20 protein-coding genes are annotated in these 21,762 nt (G+C 50.7%); 11 read left to right on the top strand and 9 right to left on the bottom strand.

All coding sequences use genetic code 11. From position 1 onward, the window contains the following. Positions 1-19: 19 nt before the first annotated feature. The 3 genes from rarD (at position 20) to PS053_RS14810 (ending at position 1,780) form a co-directional block, all read left to right on the top strand. On the top strand, positions 20-910 hold the full coding sequence (rarD, locus tag PS053_RS14820; protein ID WP_025237996.1) for an EamA family transporter RarD: 891 nt from the start codon (positions 20-22) through the stop codon (positions 908-910). A gap of 94 nt (positions 911-1,004) precedes the next feature. Further along, positions 1,005-1,385, top strand: coding sequence for a hypothetical protein (locus PS053_RS14815; RefSeq protein WP_001532065.1), 381 nt, complete (start codon positions 1,005-1,007; stop codon positions 1,383-1,385). Positions 1,386-1,399: 14 nt separating this feature from the next. Then, entirely contained in the window at positions 1,400-1,780 is a 381-nt protein-coding gene (locus tag PS053_RS14810; RefSeq protein ID WP_000031248.1) for a DUF2628 domain-containing protein, read from the top strand. A 41-nt stretch (positions 1,781-1,821) separates the two neighbouring features. On the opposite strand, the gene corA is transcribed toward PS053_RS14810, so the two are convergent. Then, complete coding sequence (gene corA, locus PS053_RS14805; RefSeq protein ID WP_000947161.1) at positions 1,822-2,772, bottom strand: magnesium/cobalt transporter CorA; 951 nt, start codon at positions 2,770-2,772, stop codon at positions 1,822-1,824. Between the two features lie 151 nt (positions 2,773-2,923). Next, a complete protein-coding gene (gene ysgD, locus PS053_RS14800; RefSeq protein WP_211180520.1) occupies positions 2,924-2,980 on the bottom strand; it encodes a protein YsgD in 57 nt (18 codons plus the stop codon). Between the two features lie 161 nt (positions 2,981-3,141). Between ysgD and PS053_RS14795 the strand changes: the two genes are divergently transcribed. Beyond that, positions 3,142-3,906, top strand: coding sequence for a phosphodiester glycosidase family protein (locus PS053_RS14795; protein WP_059219193.1), 765 nt, complete (start codon positions 3,142-3,144; stop codon positions 3,904-3,906). A 109-nt stretch (positions 3,907-4,015) separates the two neighbouring features. Here PS053_RS14795 and uvrD read toward each other — a convergent pair whose 3' ends face one another. The 6 genes from uvrD to lptM form a co-directional block, all read right to left on the bottom strand. Then, positions 4,016-6,178 (bottom strand): DNA helicase II, encoded by a 2,163-nt coding sequence (gene uvrD / locus PS053_RS14790; RefSeq protein ID WP_000383381.1) that lies wholly within the window; start codon positions 6,176-6,178, stop codon positions 4,016-4,018. An 83-nt stretch (positions 6,179-6,261) separates the two neighbouring features. After that, complete coding sequence (gene yigB / locus PS053_RS14785) at positions 6,262-6,978, bottom strand: 5-amino-6-(5-phospho-D-ribitylamino)uracil phosphatase YigB (RefSeq protein ID WP_001213594.1); 717 nt, start codon at positions 6,976-6,978, stop codon at positions 6,262-6,264. Next, positions 6,978-7,874: a tyrosine recombinase XerC gene (xerC, locus tag PS053_RS14780; protein ID WP_000130685.1), complete on the bottom strand. Its 897-nt coding sequence runs from the start codon at positions 7,872-7,874 to the stop codon at positions 6,978-6,980. Before xerC ends, yigB begins: the two co-directional genes overlap by 1 nt. Further along, on the bottom strand, positions 7,871-8,578 hold the full coding sequence (locus PS053_RS14775; protein WP_000812776.1) for a DUF484 domain-containing protein: 708 nt from the start codon (positions 8,576-8,578) through the stop codon (positions 7,871-7,873). The genes xerC and PS053_RS14775 overlap by 4 nt, the downstream gene beginning before the upstream one ends. Next, positions 8,575-9,399, bottom strand: coding sequence for a diaminopimelate epimerase (gene dapF, locus PS053_RS14770; RefSeq protein WP_001160650.1), 825 nt, complete (start codon positions 9,397-9,399; stop codon positions 8,575-8,577). The genes PS053_RS14775 and dapF overlap by 4 nt, the downstream gene beginning before the upstream one ends. Positions 9,400-9,435: 36 nt before the next feature. After that, positions 9,436-9,639, bottom strand: a complete 204-nt coding sequence (gene lptM, locus PS053_RS14765; RefSeq protein ID WP_000799882.1) for an LPS translocon maturation chaperone LptM — start codon at positions 9,637-9,639, stop codon at positions 9,436-9,438. A gap of 188 nt (positions 9,640-9,827) precedes the next feature. Here lptM and PS053_RS14760 point away from each other — a divergent pair, with 188 nt between their 5' ends. Then, positions 9,828-11,852, top strand: coding sequence for a hypothetical protein (locus PS053_RS14760; protein WP_059219195.1), 2,025 nt, complete (start codon positions 9,828-9,830; stop codon positions 11,850-11,852). A gap of 47 nt (positions 11,853-11,899) precedes the next feature. Continuing rightward, positions 11,900-12,220, top strand: coding sequence for an iron donor protein CyaY (gene cyaY / locus PS053_RS14755; protein WP_000999946.1), 321 nt, complete (start codon positions 11,900-11,902; stop codon positions 12,218-12,220). Between the two features lie 39 nt (positions 12,221-12,259). Here cyaY and cyaA read toward each other — a convergent pair whose 3' ends face one another. Further along, the gene (gene cyaA / locus PS053_RS14750) at positions 12,260-14,806 is read right to left on the bottom strand and encodes a class I adenylate cyclase (RefSeq protein WP_024164932.1); all 2,547 of its coding nucleotides are present in this window, start codon (positions 14,804-14,806) and stop codon (positions 12,260-12,262) included. A gap of 387 nt (positions 14,807-15,193) precedes the next feature. On the opposite strand from cyaA, the gene hemC reads away from it, so the two are divergent. From hemC to aslA, 5 genes are all read left to right on the top strand, one after another. Beyond that, positions 15,194-16,135: a hydroxymethylbilane synthase gene (hemC, locus tag PS053_RS14745; protein ID WP_038430090.1), complete on the top strand. Its 942-nt coding sequence runs from the start codon at positions 15,194-15,196 to the stop codon at positions 16,133-16,135. Beyond that, entirely contained in the window at positions 16,132-16,872 is a 741-nt protein-coding gene (gene hemD / locus PS053_RS14740) for a uroporphyrinogen-III synthase (RefSeq protein ID WP_000026040.1), read from the top strand. The genes hemC and hemD overlap by 4 nt, the downstream gene beginning before the upstream one ends. A gap of 21 nt (positions 16,873-16,893) precedes the next feature. Beyond that, entirely contained in the window at positions 16,894-18,129 is a 1,236-nt protein-coding gene (hemX, locus tag PS053_RS14735; protein ID WP_105198469.1) for a uroporphyrinogen-III C-methyltransferase, read from the top strand. Positions 18,130-18,131: 2 nt separating this feature from the next. Continuing rightward, on the top strand, positions 18,132-19,328 hold the full coding sequence (gene hemY, locus PS053_RS14730) for a protoheme IX biogenesis protein HemY (RefSeq protein ID WP_054411888.1): 1,197 nt from the start codon (positions 18,132-18,134) through the stop codon (positions 19,326-19,328). A gap of 680 nt (positions 19,329-20,008) precedes the next feature. Further along, on the top strand, positions 20,009-21,664 hold the full coding sequence (gene aslA / locus PS053_RS14725) for an arylsulfatase AslA (protein ID WP_137654266.1): 1,656 nt from the start codon (positions 20,009-20,011) through the stop codon (positions 21,662-21,664). Positions 21,665-21,762: the final 98 nt, after the last annotated feature.

Here is a 21,762-nt window from a genome sequence, read left to right as displayed (position 1 = left end):
TAAAAAATGAGTTTTTCCGATGGATACGAAACAAACGCGGCAGGGCGTATTACTCGCTCTTGCCGCTTATTTTATTTGGGGTATTGCACCCGCGTACTTCAAGCTGATTTATTACGTACCTGCTGATGAGATCCTGACGCATCGCGTTATCTGGTCGTTTTTCTTTATGGTGGTGCTGATGAGTATCAGCCGCCAGTGGTCCTATTTAAAAACACTGATTCAGACGCCAAAGAAAATTCTGATGCTGGCGGTCTCCGCCGTGTTGATTGGCGGCAACTGGCTACTGTTTATCTGGGCGGTGAACAATCATCATATGCTGGAAGCGAGTCTGGGATACTTTATCAATCCGCTGGTTAACATATTGCTGGGGATGATTTTCCTCGGCGAACGCTTTCGCCGGATGCAATGGCTGGCGGTGATTCTGGCAATTTGTGGCGTGCTGGTCCAACTCTGGACTTTTGGTTCATTGCCGATCATCGCGCTGGGGCTGGCGTTTAGCTTTGCCTTCTACGGTCTGGTGCGCAAAAAGATTGCGGTAGAAGCACAAACCGGCATGTTAATCGAAACAATGTGGCTACTGCCCGTGGCGGCGATTTACCTGTTTGCGATTGCCGACAGCTCAACCAGCCATATGGGACAAAATCCAATGTCGCTGAATTTATTGTTAATTGCCGCTGGTATTGTCACCACCGTACCGCTGTTGTGTTTTACCGCAGCAGCTACACGCCTGCGTCTCTCCACGTTAGGCTTTTTCCAGTATATTGGTCCGACGCTGATGTTCCTGCTGGCAGTAACGTTTTATGGCGAAAAACCGGGTGCCGATAAAATGGTGACTTTTGCCTTTATCTGGGTGGCGCTGGCGATTTTTGTGATGGATGCGATTTATACGCAGCGTAGAATTTCCAAATAAAAAATAAATATATTCTGAAAAAATATGCCTGCTCTTGCATAAGAGCGGGCATATTGCCATGCTAACGAAATTCTTACACAAGGATGTAAAATTAATGTTGCGTATATTTATTCCAACATCTAAAGGCAGAATTTCCAGACGCCGCTATATATTTTCATTTATTTTTACAAATCTAATTTGTATCTTACTTATTTCTTTTTTTTCCAATGCCGGGGCTGGTTTCTTTGTTATAACATCTACCATTCTTTTACATTATCTCGTTATCAACATGAATTGCCAACGACTCCGGGATAGTGGTTTCACCTATATAAAAACTTATATTTTTAGTACATTAGTAGTCTATATCATTTCTTTCATCATTATGGTTGCTGAGCATTTTGACTGTTCTGGCAATGGTTCGATGATTTTTTTGATTTGTTATTTTTCCACCTTTGGCATGTTAGTTCTTGCCCCCACTGATTCCCCCCGTAAATAATTAATGGAGATTTTATGAGTAAGGATTATATGGCAGATGGCTCATTAACTGAAAAGTGGAAGTACCGCTTTTCTTTTTATGATGAACATGGCTTCCCTGGATTTTGGGGTGCAAGCCCAGAATATAAGCAAGCATTAAAAGGATTAAACACAAGGCAAAAGATAACAATTAGAACAAATGTTATTGCTTTTTTCTTCTCGTGGGTTTATTTATTTGTATTGGGTTTATGGAAGAAGGCTATTGTTGTTCTATTCCTGGCGATATTTTCTTTAATTTTTGGTTACATGATTGGCTATAATGTATTTGGATTCATTATCGCCGCTTATGTTTCATACAATACCAACAGATGGTTCTATGAAAAAGAAGTAAAAGGTATTCATACCTGGAGCCTTTAAATAATCGGTGGCTTAGCCAGGCTAAACCACCGTTCTCATTTTTACAGCCAGTTCTTCCGCTTAAAGTACAGATACGGCGCCAGACCCGCGAGGATCATAAAGATAATCGCGCCAGGGTAGCCGAAGGTCCATTTCAGTTCCGGCATAAACTCGAAGTTCATCCCGTAGCTGGAAGCAACCAGCGTTGGCGGCAGGAACACGACGGATACCACTGAGAAGATTTTGATGATGCGGTTCTGCTCAATGTTGATAAAGCCCATCGCCGCCTGCATCAGGAAGTTCACCTTCTGGAACAGAGATTCGTTATGCGGCAGCAGGGACTCGATATCTCGCAGGATTTCACGCGCCTGCTCCAGTTGCCCACCCGGTAAACGCGCTTTGCGCACCAGGAAGTTGAGCGCACGCTGGGTATCCATCAGACACAGGCGAACTTTCCAGCCGATATCTTCCAGTTCAGCCAACGTAGAGAGCGCCTCGTCGTACTCATCGCCCTGATGCCCTTCCATAATCACGCGGCTAAGCTGTTCCAAATCGCTGTAGATATTTTCAATTTCATCCGCCAACTGTTCGATTTTGGTTTCGAACAAATCCAACAGCAGTTCATAGGCGTTACCGTCAACCATTGACTGGCTACGGGCGCGCATACGGTAGAGTCGGAATGCAGGCAGCTCGCGCTCACGCAGGGTAAACAGGCGACCATCACGGATGGTAAATGCCACGGTAGAGTTCCCCGCGTGATCTTCCGCATCTTCAAAGAAGAAGAAGGAGTGAATATGCAAGCCGTCTTCGTCTTCAAAGAAACGTGCCGATGCTTCAATGTCTTCCAGTTCCGGGCGGGTTGCCAGGCTCTGACCTAATTCAGATTGTACGCGCAGTCGCTCGTCGTCATCCGGTTCGACAAGATCAATCCATACTGCATTTACAAGGGGTTGTGACTCTTCGACTTCCAGCCGGGTCAGTCGGTTATTTTCCAGTTGAAATGCGCTCAGCATGACCGGGACTCCCAATGCTTAAAATATCGGACAGTTCGGTGGGCACACAGAAACAAATTGGGTTTCAGACCATTAAACAGCCTGACTCAGCGCGACGGGAAAAATTGAGGTCGCTGACAACCGCTAAGGCTATCAGCAAAAAGGGATAGCCTTAGGAGTTGATCCTGGATGACAGGATAGTGAGCCAGTATCTACTGGGTGTGTCCAAGGCGAATGTCCTCTTAGAGTGATCGTGCGCGCATGTTACGCCAGCAAAATTTTGCCGTCAACACGCAACGGAACACCACAGAACAATAGTTGAACTTCGCGCTTTTTAGTATTCATCAAGGTCGCTAACAGGATAAAAAAATCCCACATCCAGGGCCTATAATGGCGCATCGGCTACTCATTGGTAAAGGAATGATCACCTTGAATCTCAAACGGATTTTACCCATCCTCGTCTTACTCCCCTTATTTGCTGTTGCGGCTGATGACTGCGCACTCTCTGATCCAACGCTGACCGTGCAGGCGTATACCGTTAATCCTCAAACCGAACGGGTAAAAATGTACTGGCAAAAGGCCAATGGCGAAGCGTGGGGAACATTACATTCACTGCTGGCTGATATTGATGACAAAGGACAGGTTCAGATGGCGATGAACGGCGGTATTTATGGTGAAAACTATGCGCCGCTCGGTTTGTACATCGAAAACGGTCAGCAGAAAGTGGCGTTAAATCGCGCCTCAGGGGAAGGGAATTTCTTTATTCGTCCTGGCGGCGTGTTTTATGTCGCGGGAGATAAAGTCGGCATCGTTCGTCTGGATGCATTCAAAACCAGTAAAGAGATTCAGTTTGCGGTGCAGTCAGGGCCATTATTGCTGGAAAACGGCGTCATTAATCCGCGTATTCTCCCCAACGTCGCCTCACGCAAAATTCGTAATGGAGTAGGAATTAATAAACAAGGGAACGCCGTGTTTTTACTTAGCCAGCAAGGGACAAACTTTTATGATTTTGCCTGCTATGCCAAAGCGAAACTGGACGTCGAGCAGCTGCTTTATCTTGATGGCACGATTTCACATATGTATGTGAAAGGCGGGGCAATCCCGTGGCAACGTTATCCTTTTGTCACCATGATTTCCGTCGAGCGGAAAAGTTAGAACGATGGTTTTATGCCAGATACAGAATATGGTGCAGATGCCGGATGCGGCGTAAACGCCTTATCCGGCCTACCTGGTGCCATTTCTGTAGGCCGGATAAGGTGCGAAATTACACCGTCTCCAGACGAGCGTAAGCCGCCACCAGCCATTTAATCCCCTGGCCCTGGAATGCCACCTGCAAACGGCTATGTTCGCCACTGCCTTCCATATTGACGATAGTCCCTTCGCCAAACTTAGCGTGGCGCACGCGCTGACCGAGTTTGTAACCGCTGTCGTTCTCGACCATCGGTGTCCCCATACGCTGATGGCTGACCGGGCGGCTTACCGTGGCACGCAGGCGCACCTCTTCCACACACTCTTCCGGCAACTCACCGATAAAGCGCGACGGGCGATGGTAAACCTCTTTGCCATACAGACGGCGGGTTTCGGCGTAGGTCAGCGTCAGTTTCTGCATCGCGCGGGTTACGCCGACATAGGCCAGACGGCGTTCTTCTTCCAGACGTCCGCCTTCATCCAGCGACATTTGGCTTGGGAACATGCCCTCTTCCATACCGACAATAAACACCTGCGGGAACTCCAGGCCTTTCGCCGAGTGCAGCGTCATCAACTGTACCGCATCCTGCCAGGTATCTGCCTGTCCTTCACCCGCTTCCAGTGCCGCGTGAGAAAGGAATGCCTGCAACGGCATTAAATCTTCGTCTTCTTCGTTGTAGCTGAACTGACGCGTCGCCGTCACCAGTTCCTCTAAGTTTTCGATACGCGTCTGACCTTTTTCGCCTTTCTCCTGCTCGTACATGGTGCGCAGGCCGGAGTCTTTAATGACCCGGTCAGTCTGTACATGCAGCGGCATATCGGCAGTTTCCTGCGCTAAGGCGTCGATCAGCTCCATAAAACGCTGTAAGGCGCTGGCAGCACGTCCGGCGAGCGCTTTTTCCTGCAACAGTTCACGACATGCCTGCCAGAGAGTTAACTGGCGATCGCGCGATGTCTGACGCACCACGTCCAGCGTCCGGTCACCAATACCCCGCGTTGGCGTATTGACCACGCGCTCAAACGCCGCGTCGTCGTTGCGATTGGCAATCAGGCGCAGATACGAGAGCGCATCTTTGATTTCCTGACGCTCGAAGAAGCGCATCCCGCCGTAAATACGGTACGGCATACTCGCCTGTAGCAGCGCCTCTTCCAGTACACGCGACTGAGCGTTGCTGCGGTAGAGAATGGCGCACTCTGCGAGCGCCCCGCCGTTGTCCTGCCAGGTTTTGATGCGATTAACCACAAAACGCGCTTCGTCGAGTTCATTAAAGGCGCAATAGAGAGAAATCGGCTCACCGTCCGCACCATCGGTCCACAATTTTTTACCCAGGCGCCCGTTGTTGTTTTCAATCAGGGCGTTCGCGGCGCTCAGAATGTTGCTGGTGGAACGATAGTTCTGCTCCAGACGAATAGTTTCGGCACCGGGGAAATCATTGAGGAAACGCTGAATATTCTCCACCTGCGCACCGCGCCAGCCGTAGATTGACTGGTCGTCATCGCCAACAATCATTACTTTGCCGGTATCGCCCGCCAGCAGGCGGATCCACGCGTACTGAATGTTGTTGGTATCCTGGAATTCGTCTACCAGGATATTGGTAAAACGTTCACGATAGTGTTGCAGGATATGCGGCTTGTTAAGCCACAGTTCGTGAGCGCGCAGCAGCAGTTCGGCAAAGTCCACCAGGCCCGCGCGGTCGCACGCTTCCTGATACGCCTGATACACCTTCTGCCAGGTTTGCTCCACCGGATTACCGTAGCTTTGAATATGATGCGGACGCAGCCCTTCATCTTTCTGGCTGTTGATGTACCACATTGCCTGGCGCGGCGGCCATTGCTTTTCGTCGAGATTCATCGCCTTGATCAGACGCTTAAGCAGGCGCAGCTGGTCCTCGCTATCGAGGATCTGGAAATCCTGCGGCAGATTGGCGTCCATATGGTGCGCACGCAGCAGGCGGTGTGCCAGCCCGTGAAAGGTGCCTACCCACATGCCGCCCTGGCTGGTGCCCATCAGTTGCCCGATACGATGGCGCATTTCCGCCGCGGCTTTGTTGGTAAACGTCACCGCCATAATCGAGTATGGTGAACAGTTTTCCACACTCATCAGCCAGGCGATACGATGCACCAGTACGCGCGTCTTACCACTGCCCGCCCCCGCCAGCACCAGAATGTTGCTGCGTGGCGCGGCCACCGCTTCGCGCTGTTTGTCATTAAGGCTATCGAGCAGGTAAGAAACGTCCATTAGCACCGCCGCGTAAAAATAGGTTGGGCGAAGAAGCGTCACGTCCTCCGCCAAAAAGCTGGGTATATATACAGATTTGCTGATTATATCAGCGAGGTCAGAGATGCCAACCGGGAAATTTCTATATGCGGCAGTAAACGACTGTCCCAGATTTGCATCAGGTCGCCATTTTCCGGTCTGATCCAACAGGCCTGCATTCCACAACGGATCGCCCCGCCAACGTCGGTAGTGAGATCGTCTCCCACATGTAAGATCTCACCGATCGGCACATTGAGTTTTTCCGCCGCCAGTAAGTACATGTCGCTGAACGGTTTCGAACGCCCGTGCGGACCAGCGCGCAACACGAACTCAAAATAGTCGCCCAGACCAAACAGTTCCGGCTGGGCGTTACCGTTGGTGATCGCCACCAGCGGCCATTTCTTTTTCAGTTGTTTTAAGGTGTCGTGCGTTTGCTGCGGCACCTCAATCCGGCTACGCCATTTGGCAAAGTTGATCATTGCCGCGTGTGCGCCTGCACTGGCTTCTTCGGCACTCAGCCCGGCGTCGAGCATCGCTTGTTCAATCGAACGAAAACGCCAGCGCGTCACGTCGTGATAAATCTCGGGTTCCGCTTCCCGTACCGCCTGGCGCAGACGTTGCAGATCTTCATTCTGGAAGCTGCGCAGCGCCGGATGATAATTTTGCACAAAGATAAGAGCTTCTTGCTCGGTACGTTGGATCACCGGACGGTTATCGTAAAGGGTATCATCCAGGTCAAAGGTGAGCGCCGAGATGCGCCCCAAAGGCCGGTAAAAACGCATTATTTCCCCCGTTTGGCGCGTGGATGCGCCGCATCGTACACCGAGGCAAGGTGTTGAAAATCAAGATGAGTATAGATTTGTGTGGTGGAGAGGTTGGCATGACCTAACAACTCTTGCACACCACGAAGATCGCCGCTCGACTCCAGCATATGGGTGGCGAACGAGTGACGTAATTTATGCGGGTGAACGTGATTATTCAGCCCTTGTTTTATGCCCCATTCAGCAAAGCGTTTCTGCACATTACGCGCGGAGATACGCTTGCCCAGTTTCGACAGGAAAAGCGCATCGTCTTCGCTACCAAACAGGTCGCGCAAATCAAGCCAGTGCTCAATCCACGCCACGGCGTTGCGACCAATCGGCAGGCGGCGCTCTTTGCTGCCTTTTCCCATCACCCACACTTCGCCGGACTCCAGGTCGAGGTGTTTGATATCCAGCCCCACCAGTTCTGAAAGACGTAATCCCGCGCCGTACATTACTTCCAGCATTGCACGGTCGCGCACGGCGAGGGGATCGTTGATATCAATATCCAGCAGCCGATTTATATCATCGACGTCGATATTCTTAGGCAGATGGCGCGGCGCTTTCGGTGCCGAAACACCTTTTGCCGGGTTAGCTTTGAGTTCGTTCTGACTGACCAGCCAGTCAAAAAAACTACGTAGCGCAGAGAGGCGTAATGCGAGGCTTGCCGCTCCCAGCCCCTTGCGACGACTGCGTACAGCAAAATTGCGCACCATCGCGGCATCACATTGTTGCCAACTTTGCAGGCCGTTTTCGCTGGCAAAATTAATGATCGCCTCAAGCTGGCGCTGGTAGTTAAGCAGGGTTATCGGGCTAAGCTGACGCTCCACGCTCAGATAACGTAGGTAGCGTTCTACATCGGTGTGTAAATCGGTCATACGCGTTCAATCCAACGCTCCAGAAGCTCTGGCAACATCAGCGCAATTTCATGAAGTAACTGCGTTCCCTGCCCTTGTTGATAGTGGCTGGCATCGCGGCTGGTGAACAGCACGACCCCCAAGTCAGCATCGCTTCCCAGCATCGACATCGCCACCGATCCCACCGCTTTCGCTTCCGGTAGCACCACCAGCAACTCCGGCCCGTTAAGCGGCCCCAGATAGTGCTGATCCTGCCTCAGACGCTGAATACGCAGTGGTTCAAAAGCCTGACGGCTTAGTGCCAGATGAGTATGGTTCGACGGCGCGCCTAAACGCCAGCGGTCCGGGAACAGGCGCAGACTTGCGCCTGCCAGGCCAAGATCGCGCGCCCAGCGGTGAAAACGCATCAGCATATCGTCGAGACTGCTGGCGGCGGTGAGACTACGCTGCAAGTAGAGCAAGCGATAAAACAGACCTTCATTAGCGATAGCCTGTTCCATCAACAGCGACATGTTCTCTTCCAGAACATGAATATGGTTACGTGCACGAGCCATATGCCATTCAATGAGCGAAACCGTACCACGTACCGGGTGCGGTACGCGAATTGCCTCTACCGCACGCGCATTGCGGATAAAAAACTCAGGATTCTTAATTAGATAATCGACAACCGCCCGGTCATCAAGCTCCATGAATGTTTCCTGCAGTTCTTCCCCTGGTTGCTTCATAGATGAATAAATCCGTCGTAGACATGTACCGCCGGCCCCGTCATATATAACGGATGGCCCGGACCTTTCCAGGCGATATCAAGGCGACCGCCGGGAAGTTCCACGCGGACTTCTTCGGCCAGCAAACCTTGCTGAATCCCTACCGCCACCGCCGCACACGCGCCACTGCCGCAGGCTTGAGTTTCTCCTGCCCCACGCTCATAAACGCGCAAACGAATATGCTCACGCTTAACCACCTGCATAAAACCGATGTTAGCGCGCTCCGGGAAACGCTCGTGGCTTTCCAGAACAGGCCCCAACGTTTCTACCGCTGCGGTATCAACATCATCGACCTGAATCACACAGTGCGGATTTCCCATCGACACCACGCCGCATAAGATTGTCTGCTCAGCGGCGCGCATAATATAGGTTTTTTCCGCTTTATTAGCGCGAAATGGCACGGCGGATGGTTCGAAATTGGGTTCCCCCATATTGACCCGCACCAGATCGTCATCGGTGACGGTCAGCACCATCCGTCCATTGGCAGTACTGACGCGGATATCACGCTTATTGATCAGCCCTTTCAGACGCACAAAGCGGGCAAAGCAACGCGCACCGTTACCGCACTGTGCCACTTCACTGCCATCGGCATTAAAAATGCGGTAGTGGAAATCCAGTTCAGGATCATAAGGCGGTTCGACCACCAGTAACTGATCAAAACCCACACCCAGATGCCGATCCGCCAGGCGACGAATCAGTTCCGGTGAAAAAAAGACATTCTGCGTTACCGCGTCGACGACCATAAAATCGTTGCCAAGGCCATGCATTTTCGAGAACTGCATCATTTACTCCATTCACGCGGGTACAGAAACTGGCTTTTAGTAATTCACCTGAGATGGGCCGTCACCTGTGGCGCGGTCGTTTTTATCCGGCACCGTGGATTGCGTTTGTGTGTCTACCGGTTTAGTCGGCGGCGGCGCGTTTTTATCTGCGGGCGGAAAATAGAGCGGACCTTTCAAACCACAGCCTGTCAGGCTGAAGAGAGTAAGAAGAACTGCAAGTGCCTTAAACACGTTTTTCATTATAGATTGCCTGTAAAGTTCATCGCTTTCTGCTTTCTATCATCGCAGGAGAAGATGTAAAAGCAAGCGTTTAGCGACTCTTTATGAAGTCTGAAAAGTGAGGAATTGCTGCGAGTATAACGCTTACACGTGGGGATTTATGTTTTGCTGGTAGTTTCGTGATCAACACCGCGCGCCAGGATGGCTTTATGCACTATCGCAATGTGGTTTGTTTGTTGTCTTATTCGTTGTTCTTATCGTCTGCATGGGGATGCCGGCTTGATGAGCCTGAACACAATGTTTACCAGAAACAGGGCAAAGGCGTGGTGTACCTGCGCCCTTATGAAGAAACAAACCTTTTTCTATCTGGCGTGAATTACAAGAGATTACGTCGGTTACCCAATTTATTGATAGACCCAAAAACACTAGACGAATGGGATGAAATACCGCCTCTGACCGATCTGACAACCGACTACCTCTATGAAGGCGCACAGGCCTGGTTTCCGCATTATGCTTACCATAGCGATGGTCGCTATATCCTCTACGCGGGTAAAGTTGTGCAAAACCCTCCCGACAAACCACTCGTCGATGTCGCCTCGTTCAAGGCATGGGGTGATTTTGCCGCAGATAAAAACAGTCTCTATTTCGAAGGCAAGCGCGCCGATAGCAATGGCGGGGAAAATAGCCTGGATATTAAAACACTGCATCAGGTGAAATTTCCTCATCCATGGAAGCCTGACTTCCTTGGGCTGATATTGCGTGACGCTAAATTCTTGTATGTCGATGGTCATCGCCTCGCAGATCCCGATAGTTTCCGCGTGCTGGCACAAAAGTCATGGGATCAGCGAGGAAAGTTTTCCACCGAGTTTAATCCCTGCGTTGCCGTACCATTTGGCCCCTGGGATACGCTAGCCCGCACACAGACGAAAATCATGATCAATGGCGAACAACTTAATGCCGACCCAGAGACATTCACCGTTGTACGCTGGATGCCCGGTTCGTTATTGAGTTGGCGAGATAAAAGCGGCCTGCACCGAAAGGTGTTGAATCAGGGGAATCTGGATAAAGATATGGCAAAGAACTGTGCAACGTTCGGTGTACAGGAACACGACGTTTCATGGCGTAAAGGGCCAAAATGCCAGCAAGAAATACTACCCGGTCTCGATCCAGAACAATTTCACCCTCTGAGTAAAACTGTCGCGCAGTATCAGGACAAGCTGTACGTCATAAAAAAAACGGAATTTGGTGAAAACAAGCTGGATATCGTTACGCTGGATAACCCTAATCTGGTGATAGATAAACGTTTTAACGCGGGAAGAACCCACGGCTATTTACTGACCAAATTACCAGTTGATGGTGAAGAAGAAGATAGCCTTCAGGTGTTTGAGTCTTCCGGGCCGCTTATCCTGCTGGATTATCGTGTTCCCGGCGAACGTGAAGCTCACCTTGGCGATAGCCCCCATTACAAGAAATGGTATGCACACGACGATCGTTATGTTTACGCATTCGATGGCTCACAGCTCTGGCGCTACCCAACGCCCAATACCAAAGCCGTGCGGGTGAAATGGAAAACCGAACATTCAGGTTATGGCTATTGGGCAGACTATCGTAGTGGTGAACTGGACGGCAGGCTTTTGGAAAACGGTACGTTTATTCCAACGGGAATTCCCTATGACTCATCCGTTAACATTGCTCAATATTCTGCTGGCGAGAGCGCTTTTCTCGTCGGCGAAACCGATGTTAGCTGGCATAAGCTTCGCTCTACAGACCAGGAATGGAGTCAATGGGAGAAACTCCCCGATATTGACCCAAAAGAATTTCATCCCATCACCGATCGTGTCGCGCAGTACAAAAATAGTCTGTACATTGCGAAATTATCTCCTTTTGGTGAAGACTATCTGGAAACGATAGAGCTGGACTCTCCCATCTCCTTCCTGGAGCAACGAATTAACGCCGGGGAAAATTACGGCTACTTTATGCGTTCCTCCCGATTACGCGATGATATTCAGGTTTTTGCCATTGATGGACCATTGAAGACCACCAAACGCTTTGCTTATGACAATCACTATGTCTATACGTGGATTGGCAGCCAACTTTATCGAACCGCATCGCCCTGTCCGGCAAAGACCCGTAATCTGGATCAGAACATGTTTTCATCTAATGATGACATCATCATCTTGAAGACGGGGGAAGAGTGCCGAAAGACAGCAGACGGGCAAACTTTGAAGCCCTGACCCCATATCGCTATACTGCCGCCATCACCTAAAAACAGGAAACTACAATGAACGATAGTGAATTTCATCGTCTGGCGGATCAACTGTGGCTGACCATTGAAGAGCGTCTGGACGACTGGGATGGCGACAGCGATATCGACTGCGAAATCAACGGCGGTGTACTAACCATTACCTTTGAAAACGGCAGCAAAATCATTATCAACCGCCAGGAACCGCTGCACCAGGTGTGGCTGGCAACCAAACAGGGCGGCTACCATTTTGATCTGAAAGGCGACGAGTGGATTTGCGATCGTAGCGGTGAAACCTTCTGGGATCTGCTGGAGCAAGCAGCTACACAGCAGGCAGGTGAAACGGTGCGTTTTCGCTAAGATTGCATGCCGGATAAGCCTTGCTTTCCGGCATTAGCATCACGAAAAATACTGCTGCAACAGCGGCGCGTCATGCTCCTGATTGGCAGGCGGCATGTTGCCGATAGATTTGGTGCGAAACGGCATGACCTGTTCACGACCATCAACCTTCACAATCTGATAGAACTGCGGCAGGTTAAAGTTGATGAAACTGGAACCGTAGGTAAAACGGTCGTGCGATGACGAATAAAAACGGCTAACGTCACGCACCAGCTCTTCTTTGCTGCCTTCACAATGGTGGTACACCTCGACCCGGTTACTTTCATCAAGGATGTAGATATTAAAACCGTTTTCATCATTCGTTTCTTCGAAGAAGAACTGGATGATCCCTTCGCTGGCAAAGCCATCTACAACCGCCGGTAATTTAACGTGGTTAGTCTCAACCTGTACTGACAAACCATGCAGTTTGTTATGGGAAATCGCGCCATAAAACTCGATGGCATTTTCCAGTTTTTGTACCGAGACATTCAGACGTTCGAAGAACAAGCCCCAGGTTTGACCGGAGACACGCAGCGCCTTGAAGCGTCCGGTTTCCTGGCGAGTACTGGAAAGACGCAATTCAATGCACTCAGAAACCAGTTGTTGCACGCGAGTACGAATCAAACCGCGCAGATGCTGGCTATAACAGAACACTTCCACGCTATCTGGCGGGGCGGCGTCCTGGTGCATTTTTCCGAGGATGGTTTTCAATGCTTCAATAATCGACTGCTCGCCGTTGAAATGTAGCGTACGCACTTCATTCCACGAGTTGCGATACAGCAGGTCAACGCTCCCCACCAGACAATTTTGATTCTCTCCAAAGCTGAAAACATCCAGCTTACGGAAGTCAAAATGCACAACCTGATTACGGAACGCCGTCGTCGGGTCATATTCCAGGTTCACAATAATCGCCAGATGGCGAATCTCACACGGACTGTAGAGCGCCTTCGGTGTCGGAGCGGGTAAGCGTAGCGGGAAATGATGTGAAACATCAGCCACCATTTCTTGCAACTTCGGCAAATCAACAATGCCATTGCCCTTAATATACAGGCGAGTACGTGACGTCAGCAGGCCATTAAACCATGCCCATGCCACCAGCTTATTCAGATAACGGTTATATTCCAGCGGCTGATGGCTGATGATCGATTCAATATTTGGCGCGCGGTTATACAGATACCAACCAGAGCGGTTCACACGGCCCGGCGGCACATAAATAAAGGTCAGGTTCGGTTCGGAAAGGTCTGGCGAAATCTGCGGGTTTACCAGCGTCACTTTACCCGGCAATGCTTCAAACGCCGCGTACAGTTTACGCGTCAGCACGCCGATATCCTGCGGGCTGGCGGAGACGCTAAGGTTATTACGACGAGCGAAGCGAATAAGATTACGGTAGCTCTGCATCATCGCGTCGAGCAACTCGTTGTGCGCTTCACGCACCTGATCAATCTTCCAGTTGGCGCGGTTATCAAGCATTGCCAGGCGAGCTTCGTCCCAGCCCCACTCTTTCACCAATTGGCTTAGCACTTCGCGACGCCAGCCTACACAAGCGCGTTCGCGGCTGAGTTTTTCGCATACTTTCAAATAGAAGCAGCGGCGTACTAAATCCAGACGGGTGAAATCTTCGATCGCCGTCAGATATTCAGTAACACGCTCCAGCATCATGCAATACGGGTCGAGGCCAAACGACACGATTTCGCCGTCGTGCAAACGCTGTTTAATATCTTTCGCCAGCAGGCGCGGATTCGGGTATTCCCAGGAATAGGCTTCCAGCAGCAGAGTTTTCAGCACTGCTTTATATGGAGAATCGATACTTTTATAGAGTTGCCAAAGGCTGGCGCCAAAATATTCTTCAGCAGAAAGTGAGCTTAAGCCGCCGAGATCCAGCCATTCATTAGGCGTCAGTACGCCCTGTGCGTAGAGCGTCATCACGTAGTCATCGTAATGTTCTTCTTCATCACACGGCACCATATTCCACAGAATACGTTTACCGGCGAGACGCACGGCGGTACGGTAAAACTCGTCAAGCAGCAGGATATGTTGAGTAGAGCCGCAATCCTCGCCCCCCAGACTACCGCTTTCATTATGACGGAAACGGTTTTCATCAATCAGGAAAAAGCTGACTTCTACCCCCAGCGAGGCAGCCCAGCTTTCCAGCAAGCTACATTTACGTTGTAATAATTGGCGCTCTTCGCTATCGAGCCAGGATTGATGGCAGACCCAGATATCCAAATCAGAGGAACAGCTTTGCCCTACGGACGAGGTGCTGCCCATGGTGTATACGCCAGTAATCGGAAGCTCGCCTTTTGGCGGTTCCTGTACAGACATTCCACGATACAGTTCCAGTTCGTTCAGGTAGTGGCGTTGAGTTTCATCAGGCGTGTAAAGGCAAATGCCTTTGGGAACGTTACCATCAAGGTAACCCGGCATCAGCGGATGGTGATAGTGCAATAATGTCGGCAGTAGACTGTAGACCTGTTGGAATGCAGGCCCCATAGCGGCAAGCGCGCGATCCACGCGCAATTGATTTATGGCATCCAGTCTCTGTTTCAGAGTCTCAATATAGAGGTACAAGACGTATCGCCTGATTTCGCTACCCGTCATATCTGTGATTCCGCCAACATCAACGGAAACACGCGGCATTCGGGATATTTCGTATGTCAAAGGTAACCGTTACCACTTTTCGCGCCTGGTTTTTTTAGTTTCACGACGAAAAAATGGTCTAAAACGTGATCAATTTAACACCTTGCTGATTGACCGTAAAGAAAGATGCGCTACATACAAGTGTAGCACCGTTTATTCTGTGTAAATTCCTTATTACGAGGGCTCAAAGCGTCAATCAGGATCCACAACCAGGCAATATTTTACGGTTTATGCCGGCCTCTACGTTTCACCATAACACTGACATCGCTCTGACAAGGATGTTAGGATGGACCACGGATGATAATGACGGTAACAAGCATGTTAGACAATGTTTTAAGAATTGCCACACGCCAAAGCCCACTTGCACTCTGGCAGGCACACTATGTCAAAGATAAGTTGATGACGAGCCACCCCGGACTGGTGGTTGAACTGGTGCCAATGGTGACGCGTGGCGATGTGATTCTTGATACGCCGCTGGCGAAAGTAGGCGGAAAAGGTTTATTTGTGAAAGAGCTGGAAGTCGCCCTTCTGGAAAATCGCGCTGATATCGCCGTTCACTCAATGAAAGATGTGCCCGTTGAATTCCCGCAAGGTCTGGGATTGGTCACCATTTGCGAGCGTGAAGATCCTCGCGATGCCTTTGTGTCCAACACCTATGACAGTCTGGATGCGTTACCCGCAGGCAGCATCGTCGGAACGTCCAGCTTACGCCGCCAGTGCCAGTTGGCTGAACGCCGCCCGGATCTGATTATTCGTTCATTGCGCGGCAACGTCGGCACACGCCTTAGCAAGCTGGATAACGGCGAATACGATGCCATTATTCTTGCCGTAGCCGGATTAAAACGTTTAGGACTGGAATCACGTATTCGCGCCGCACTACCGCCTGAAGTTTCTCTTCCGGCAGTAGGACAAGGCGCTGTGGGCATTGAATGCCGCCTTAATGATACGCGTACTCGCGCGCTGCTCGCCGCACTGAATCATAACGAAACAGCACTGCGTGTCACGGCTGAACGCGCCATGAATACCCGTCTGGAAGGCGGTTGTCAGGTCCCCATTGGCAGCTATGCAGAACTGGTTGACGGCGAAATCTGGTTACGGGCGCTGGTTGGCGCGCCGGATGGTTCGCAGATTATTCGCGGTGAGCGCCGTGGTTCGCCGCAGGATGCCGAGCAAATGGGTATTTCGCTGGCGGAAGAGTTGTTGAATAACGGCGCGCGCGAGATTCTCGCCGAAGTCTACAACGGAGACGTGCCAGCATGAGTATCCTGGTCACCCGCCCGTCTCCCGCTGGAGAAGAGTTAGTGAGCCGTCTGCGCGCACTGGGGCAGGTGGCCTGGCATTTTCCGCTGATCGAGTTTTCCCCGGGTCGGCAATTACCACAACTTGCCGACCAGCTGACAGCGCTTGGTGAAGGCGATCTACTGTTTGCGCTTTCGCAACATGCCGTCGCTTTTGCCCAATCACAGTTGCATCAGCAAAGCCTTGAGTGGCCCACGCTTCCCGCCTATTTTGCCATTGGCCGCACCACTGCGCTGGCGCTGCATACCGTAAGCGGACACAACGTTCGTTACCCACAGGATCGGGAAATTAGTGAAGTCTTGCTACAATTACCTGAATTACAAAATATTGTAGGCAAACGTGCGCTAGTCTTGCGTGGTAACGGTGGTCGTGAGCTGATCGGGGAAACCCTGACAGCACGCGGCGCCGAAGTCGTTTTTTGTGAATGTTATCAACGATGCGCAATCCATTACGATGGTGCAGAAGAAGCGATACGCTGGCAATCCCGCGGAGTGACAACGATTGTTGTTACCAGCGGTGAAATGTTGCAACAGCTCTGGACGCTAATCCCGCAATGGTATCGTGAACACTGGTTACTTTGCTGTCGGCTATTGGTCGTCAGTGAGCGTCTGGCGAAACTCGCCCGGGAACTGGGCTGGAAAGATATTAAGGTCGCCGATAACGCCGACAACGATGCGCTATTACGGGCATTACAATAACTCTCATAACAGGAAGCCATAATGACGGAACAAGAAAAAACCTCCGCCGTGGTTGAAGAGACCAGGGAGACCGTGGATACCACGCCACAGTCTGCCACTGTAGAAAAAAAGAGTAAGAACAGTACTGCTCTAATTTTAGGTGCGGTGGCTATCGCTATTGCTCTGGCTACAGGTGTCGGTTTGTATGGCTGGGGTAAACAACAGGCCGTTAATCAGACGGCTACCAGTGATGCTCTGGCTAACCAACTCGCAGCTCTACAAAAAGCCCAGGAGAGCCAAAAAGCGGAGCTGGAAGATATCATCAAGCAACAAACTGTGCAGTTAGAACAGGCGAATCGCCAACAAGAAACGCTGGCAAAACAACTGGATGAAGTTCAACAGAAGGTCGCCACCATTTCCGGCAGCGATGCCAAAACCTGGCTGCTGGCACAGGCTGATTTTCTGGTGAAACTTGCCGGACGGAAATTGTGGAGCGATCAGGACGTCACCACTGCCGCTGCGCTACTGAAAAGTGCGGACGCCAGTCTGGCCGACATGAATGACCCAAGCCTTATCGCCGTTCGTCGTGCGATTACTGATGACATCGCCGGCCTTTCTGCAATATCGCAGGTAGATTATGACGGCATCATCCTCAAACTGAATCAGCTTTCTAATCAGGTGGATAACCTGCGCCTGGCCGATAATGACAGCGACGGCTCGCCGATGGATTCTGATGGTGAAGAACTTTCCAGTTCTATCAGCGAGTGGCGCATCAATCTGCAAAAGAGCTGGCAGAACTTTATGGACAACTTCATTACGATTCGCCGTCGTGATGATACCGCCGTACCGCTGTTGGCGCCGAATCAGGATATCTACCTGCGCGAGAATATTCGTTCCCGTCTGCTGGTCGCAGCCCAGGCTGTGCCACGTCATCAGGAAGAAACCTACCGCCAGGCACTGGAGAATGTCTCTACATGGGTTCGTGCTTATTACGACACTAACGATGCTACCACCAAAGCGTTCCTCGACGAGGTGGATCAGCTAAGCCAACAGAATATTTCGATGGATCTCCCGGAAACGCTGCAAAGTCAGGCGATGCTGGAAAAATTGATGCAGACCCGAGTGCGCAATCTGCTGGCACAACCGGCGGCACCGGCAACAGAAGCTAAACCTGCACCTGCACCTGCACCTGCACCTGCACCTGCACCTGCACCTGCACCTGCACCTGCACCTGCACCGCAAGCTGATACTCCGGCAGCTGCGCCGCAAGGAGAATAACCATGCTAAAAGTGTTATTGCTCTTTGTTCTGCTGATTGCGGGGATTGTGGTTGGTCCAATGATCGCCGGACATCAAGGTTACGTACTTATCCAGACCGATAACTACAATATCGAAACCAGCGTCACGGGCCTGGCGATCATCTTTATTCTGGCGATGGTGGTGCTGTTTGCGATCGAGTGGTTATTACGGCGTATTTTCCGCACCGGCGCGCACACTCGCGGGTGGTTTGTCGGGCGTAAGCGTCGCCGCGCGCGTAAGCAGACCGAACAAGCATTACTGAAACTGGCGGAAGGCGATTATCAGCAAGTTGAAAAGCTGATGGCGAAAAATGCCGATCACGCTGAACAGCCAGTAGTGAACTATCTGCTGGCTGCCGAAGCCGCACAACAACGCGGTGATGAAGCTCGCGCCAACCAACATCTGGAACGCGCAGCGGAGCTGGCGGGCAACGACACCATTCCGGTAGAAATCACCCGTGTACGCCTGCAACTTGCCCGTAATGAAAACCATGCCGCTCGCCACGGCGTGGACAAATTGCTGGAAGTCACGCCACGCCATCCTGAAGTACTGCGTCTGGCGGAGCAGGCTTATATCCGCACCGGCGCGTGGAGTTCGCTGTTGGACATTATCCCGTCGATGGCAAAAGCTCACGTTGGTGATGAAGAACACCGTGCGGCGCTGGAACAACAGGCATGGATTGGCCTGATGGATCAGGCGCGAGCCAATGACGGTAGCGAAGGCTTGCGTAACTGGTGGAAAAACCAAAGCCGGAAAACGCGCCATCAGGTAGCGTTGCAGGTAGCAATGGCGGAACATCTTATTGAGTGTGACGATCATGATACAGCCCAGCAAATTATCATCGATGGCCTGAAGCGTCAGTATGATGATCGCCTGCTGCTGCCAATCCCGCGCCTGAAAACCAATAACCCAGAACAACTGGAAAAAGTGCTACGTCAGCAGATCAAAAACGTCGGCGATCGCCCGTTATTATGGAGCACGCTGGGGCAATCGCTGATGAAGCACGGCGAATGGCAGGAAGCGTCAATCGCCTTCCGCGCAGCACTGAAGCAACGTCCTGACGCCTACGATTATGCATGGCTTGCCGACGCTCTGGACAGGCTGCACAAGCCGGAAGAAGCCGCAGCGATGCGCCGCGACGGCTTGATGTTAACGCTGCAGAACAACCCACCGCAGTAGTTTCTTCACACCCGGAGATAAGTATCTCCGGGGCTTTTCTCAAGGTATAAAAAAACGCCTGCTCTTCTTACGGAGCAGGCGTTAAAACAGGTCTGTATGACAACAAGTGGGTGCTTCACTCAACGTTGTGTCCATGGTGTCTGATGAGGCATAAGCGACATCTGTCAGTGGACGATAAGCACCGTAAACGGCTCTGCGTCATTCCTGAGTTTATGAGGCACTAAGGCGAACATAAGAGATGGAATGAGCATCTACCCGCTTATTATGCCACAGCGGTCAGGGAAATAACATCCTTTAACACTTATAATAAGATAATTCTGCAACCTCTTTTCCCTTCACACACAATAGTTTCCTGAGCAAATATTCCCTGGCAACTGAATTTTTTTCATGGATATAATGAATAATTAAAATCATTCAATTAACAATATATATATTAATCACACATCAAACTAAAAACAGCATCAATAATCAACGCGATATAATAAACCAGCCTTACATATCTCTCGCACCAGAGGTAGGATTGAAAACGCTCTCCTGATGTTCCAATTCATTTATAGGATAAATAAATAATTTATTTTCATCATAGTTATTTATATAGCCATCCTGTCAGAGAGAGGGACCTCAATTATCAATGCTTAATTACGACATCAATTTGATGTCATGAAACCGGAGCATTTTGCATGGAAATTTCGTTTTCACCCAAACTTCTTGTAGTCGCAGTCGCTGCCGCCATTCCTTTACTCGCCAACGCTGCAGATACCCCGTCAACCGCCACTGCGCGCAAGGGTTTTGCTGGTTACGATCACCCAAATCAATATCTGGTTAAACCGGCAACCACAATTGCCGACAACATGATGCCGGTGATGCAGCATCCTGCACAGGATAAAGAAACTCAGCAGAAGCTGGCAGAACTGGAGAAAAAAACCGGCAAGAAACCGAACGTGGTTATTTTCTTACTGGATGATGTGGGCTGGATGGATGTTGGCTTTAACGGCGGCGGCGTGGCGGTGGGCAATCCAACGCCAGACATTGACTCAGTTGCCAGTCAGGGGCTGATTTTAACCTCTGCATATTCACAACCAAGTTCTTCTCCGACCCGCGCCACTATTCTCACCGGACAATACTCAATTCACCACGGTATTCTGATGCCACCGATGTACGGGCAACCAGGAGGCTTACAAGGCTTAACGACTCTGCCGCAATTGCTGCACGATCAAGGCTATGTAACCCAGGCTATCGGTAAATGGCATATGGGTGAAAACAAAGAATCCCAACCGCAGAACGTCGGTTTTGATGATTTCCGCGGTTTTAACTCTGTCTCTGATATGTATACCGAATGGCGCGATGTTCACGTCAACCCAGAGGTCGCCCTGAGCCCGGACCGTTCTGAATACATCAAACAATTACCGTTCAGCAAAGATGATGTTCATGCCGTACGTGGTAGCGAACAGCAAGCCATTGCCGACATTACACCGAAATATATGGAAGACCTGGATCAACGCTGGATGGAATATGGCGTTAAGTTCCTCGATAAGATGGCGAAGAGCGATAAGCCTTTCTTCCTCTATTATGGCACTCGCGGCTGCCACTTTGATAACTACCCGAACGCGAAGTATGCCGGTAGCTCCCCAGCACGTACCTCTTATGGCGATTGTATGGTGGAAATGAACGATATCTTCGCCAACCTGTACAAAACGCTGGAGAAAAACGGCCAGTTGGATAACACGCTGATTGTCTTTACTTCCGATAACGGACCAGAAGCCGAAGTACCGCCGCACGGTCGTACTCCGTTCCGTGGCGCTAAAGGTTCGACCTGGGAAGGCGGCGTTCGCGTACCGACTTTCGTTTACTGGAAAGGCATGATCCAACCGCGTAAATCTGACGGTATTGTTGATCTGGCGGATCTCTTCCCAACCGCGCTGGATCTGGCAGGTCATCCTGGAGCGAAAGTGGCGAAACTGGTGCCGAAAACAACCTTTATTGATGGTGTGGACCAGACATCTTTCTTCCTGGGAACAAATGGTCAGTCTAACCGTAAGGCGGAGCACTACTTCCTCAACGGCAAACTTTCTGCTGTACGTATGGATGAGTTCAAGTATCACGTGCTGATTCAGCAGCCATATGCGTATACCCAGAGCGGATACCAGGGAGGGTTCTCGGGTACGGTAATGCAAACTGCGGGGTCTGCGGTATTTAATTTGTATACCGATCCGCAGGAAAGCGACTCCATCGGGGTGCGCCATATCCCAATGGGTGTGCCGCTACAGACAGAAATGCACGCGTATATGGATATCCTGAAAAAATATCCGCCACGCGCGCAGATTAAATCTGATTAATTCAGCGCTATCGCTGTATTGGACAGCGCTGCCATTGCCGGATGCGGCATGAACGCCTTATCCGGCCTACCAGATCGTACAAATTCAATATATTGCAG

It is taken from the genome of Escherichia albertii (assembly GCF_028622335.1).
In the GTDB taxonomy this organism is placed as follows: domain Bacteria; phylum Pseudomonadota; class Gammaproteobacteria; order Enterobacterales; family Enterobacteriaceae; genus Escherichia; species Escherichia albertii.
Note: the sequence above shows the minus strand (reverse complement) of the source record. Positions and strands in the feature narration are given on the sequence as shown.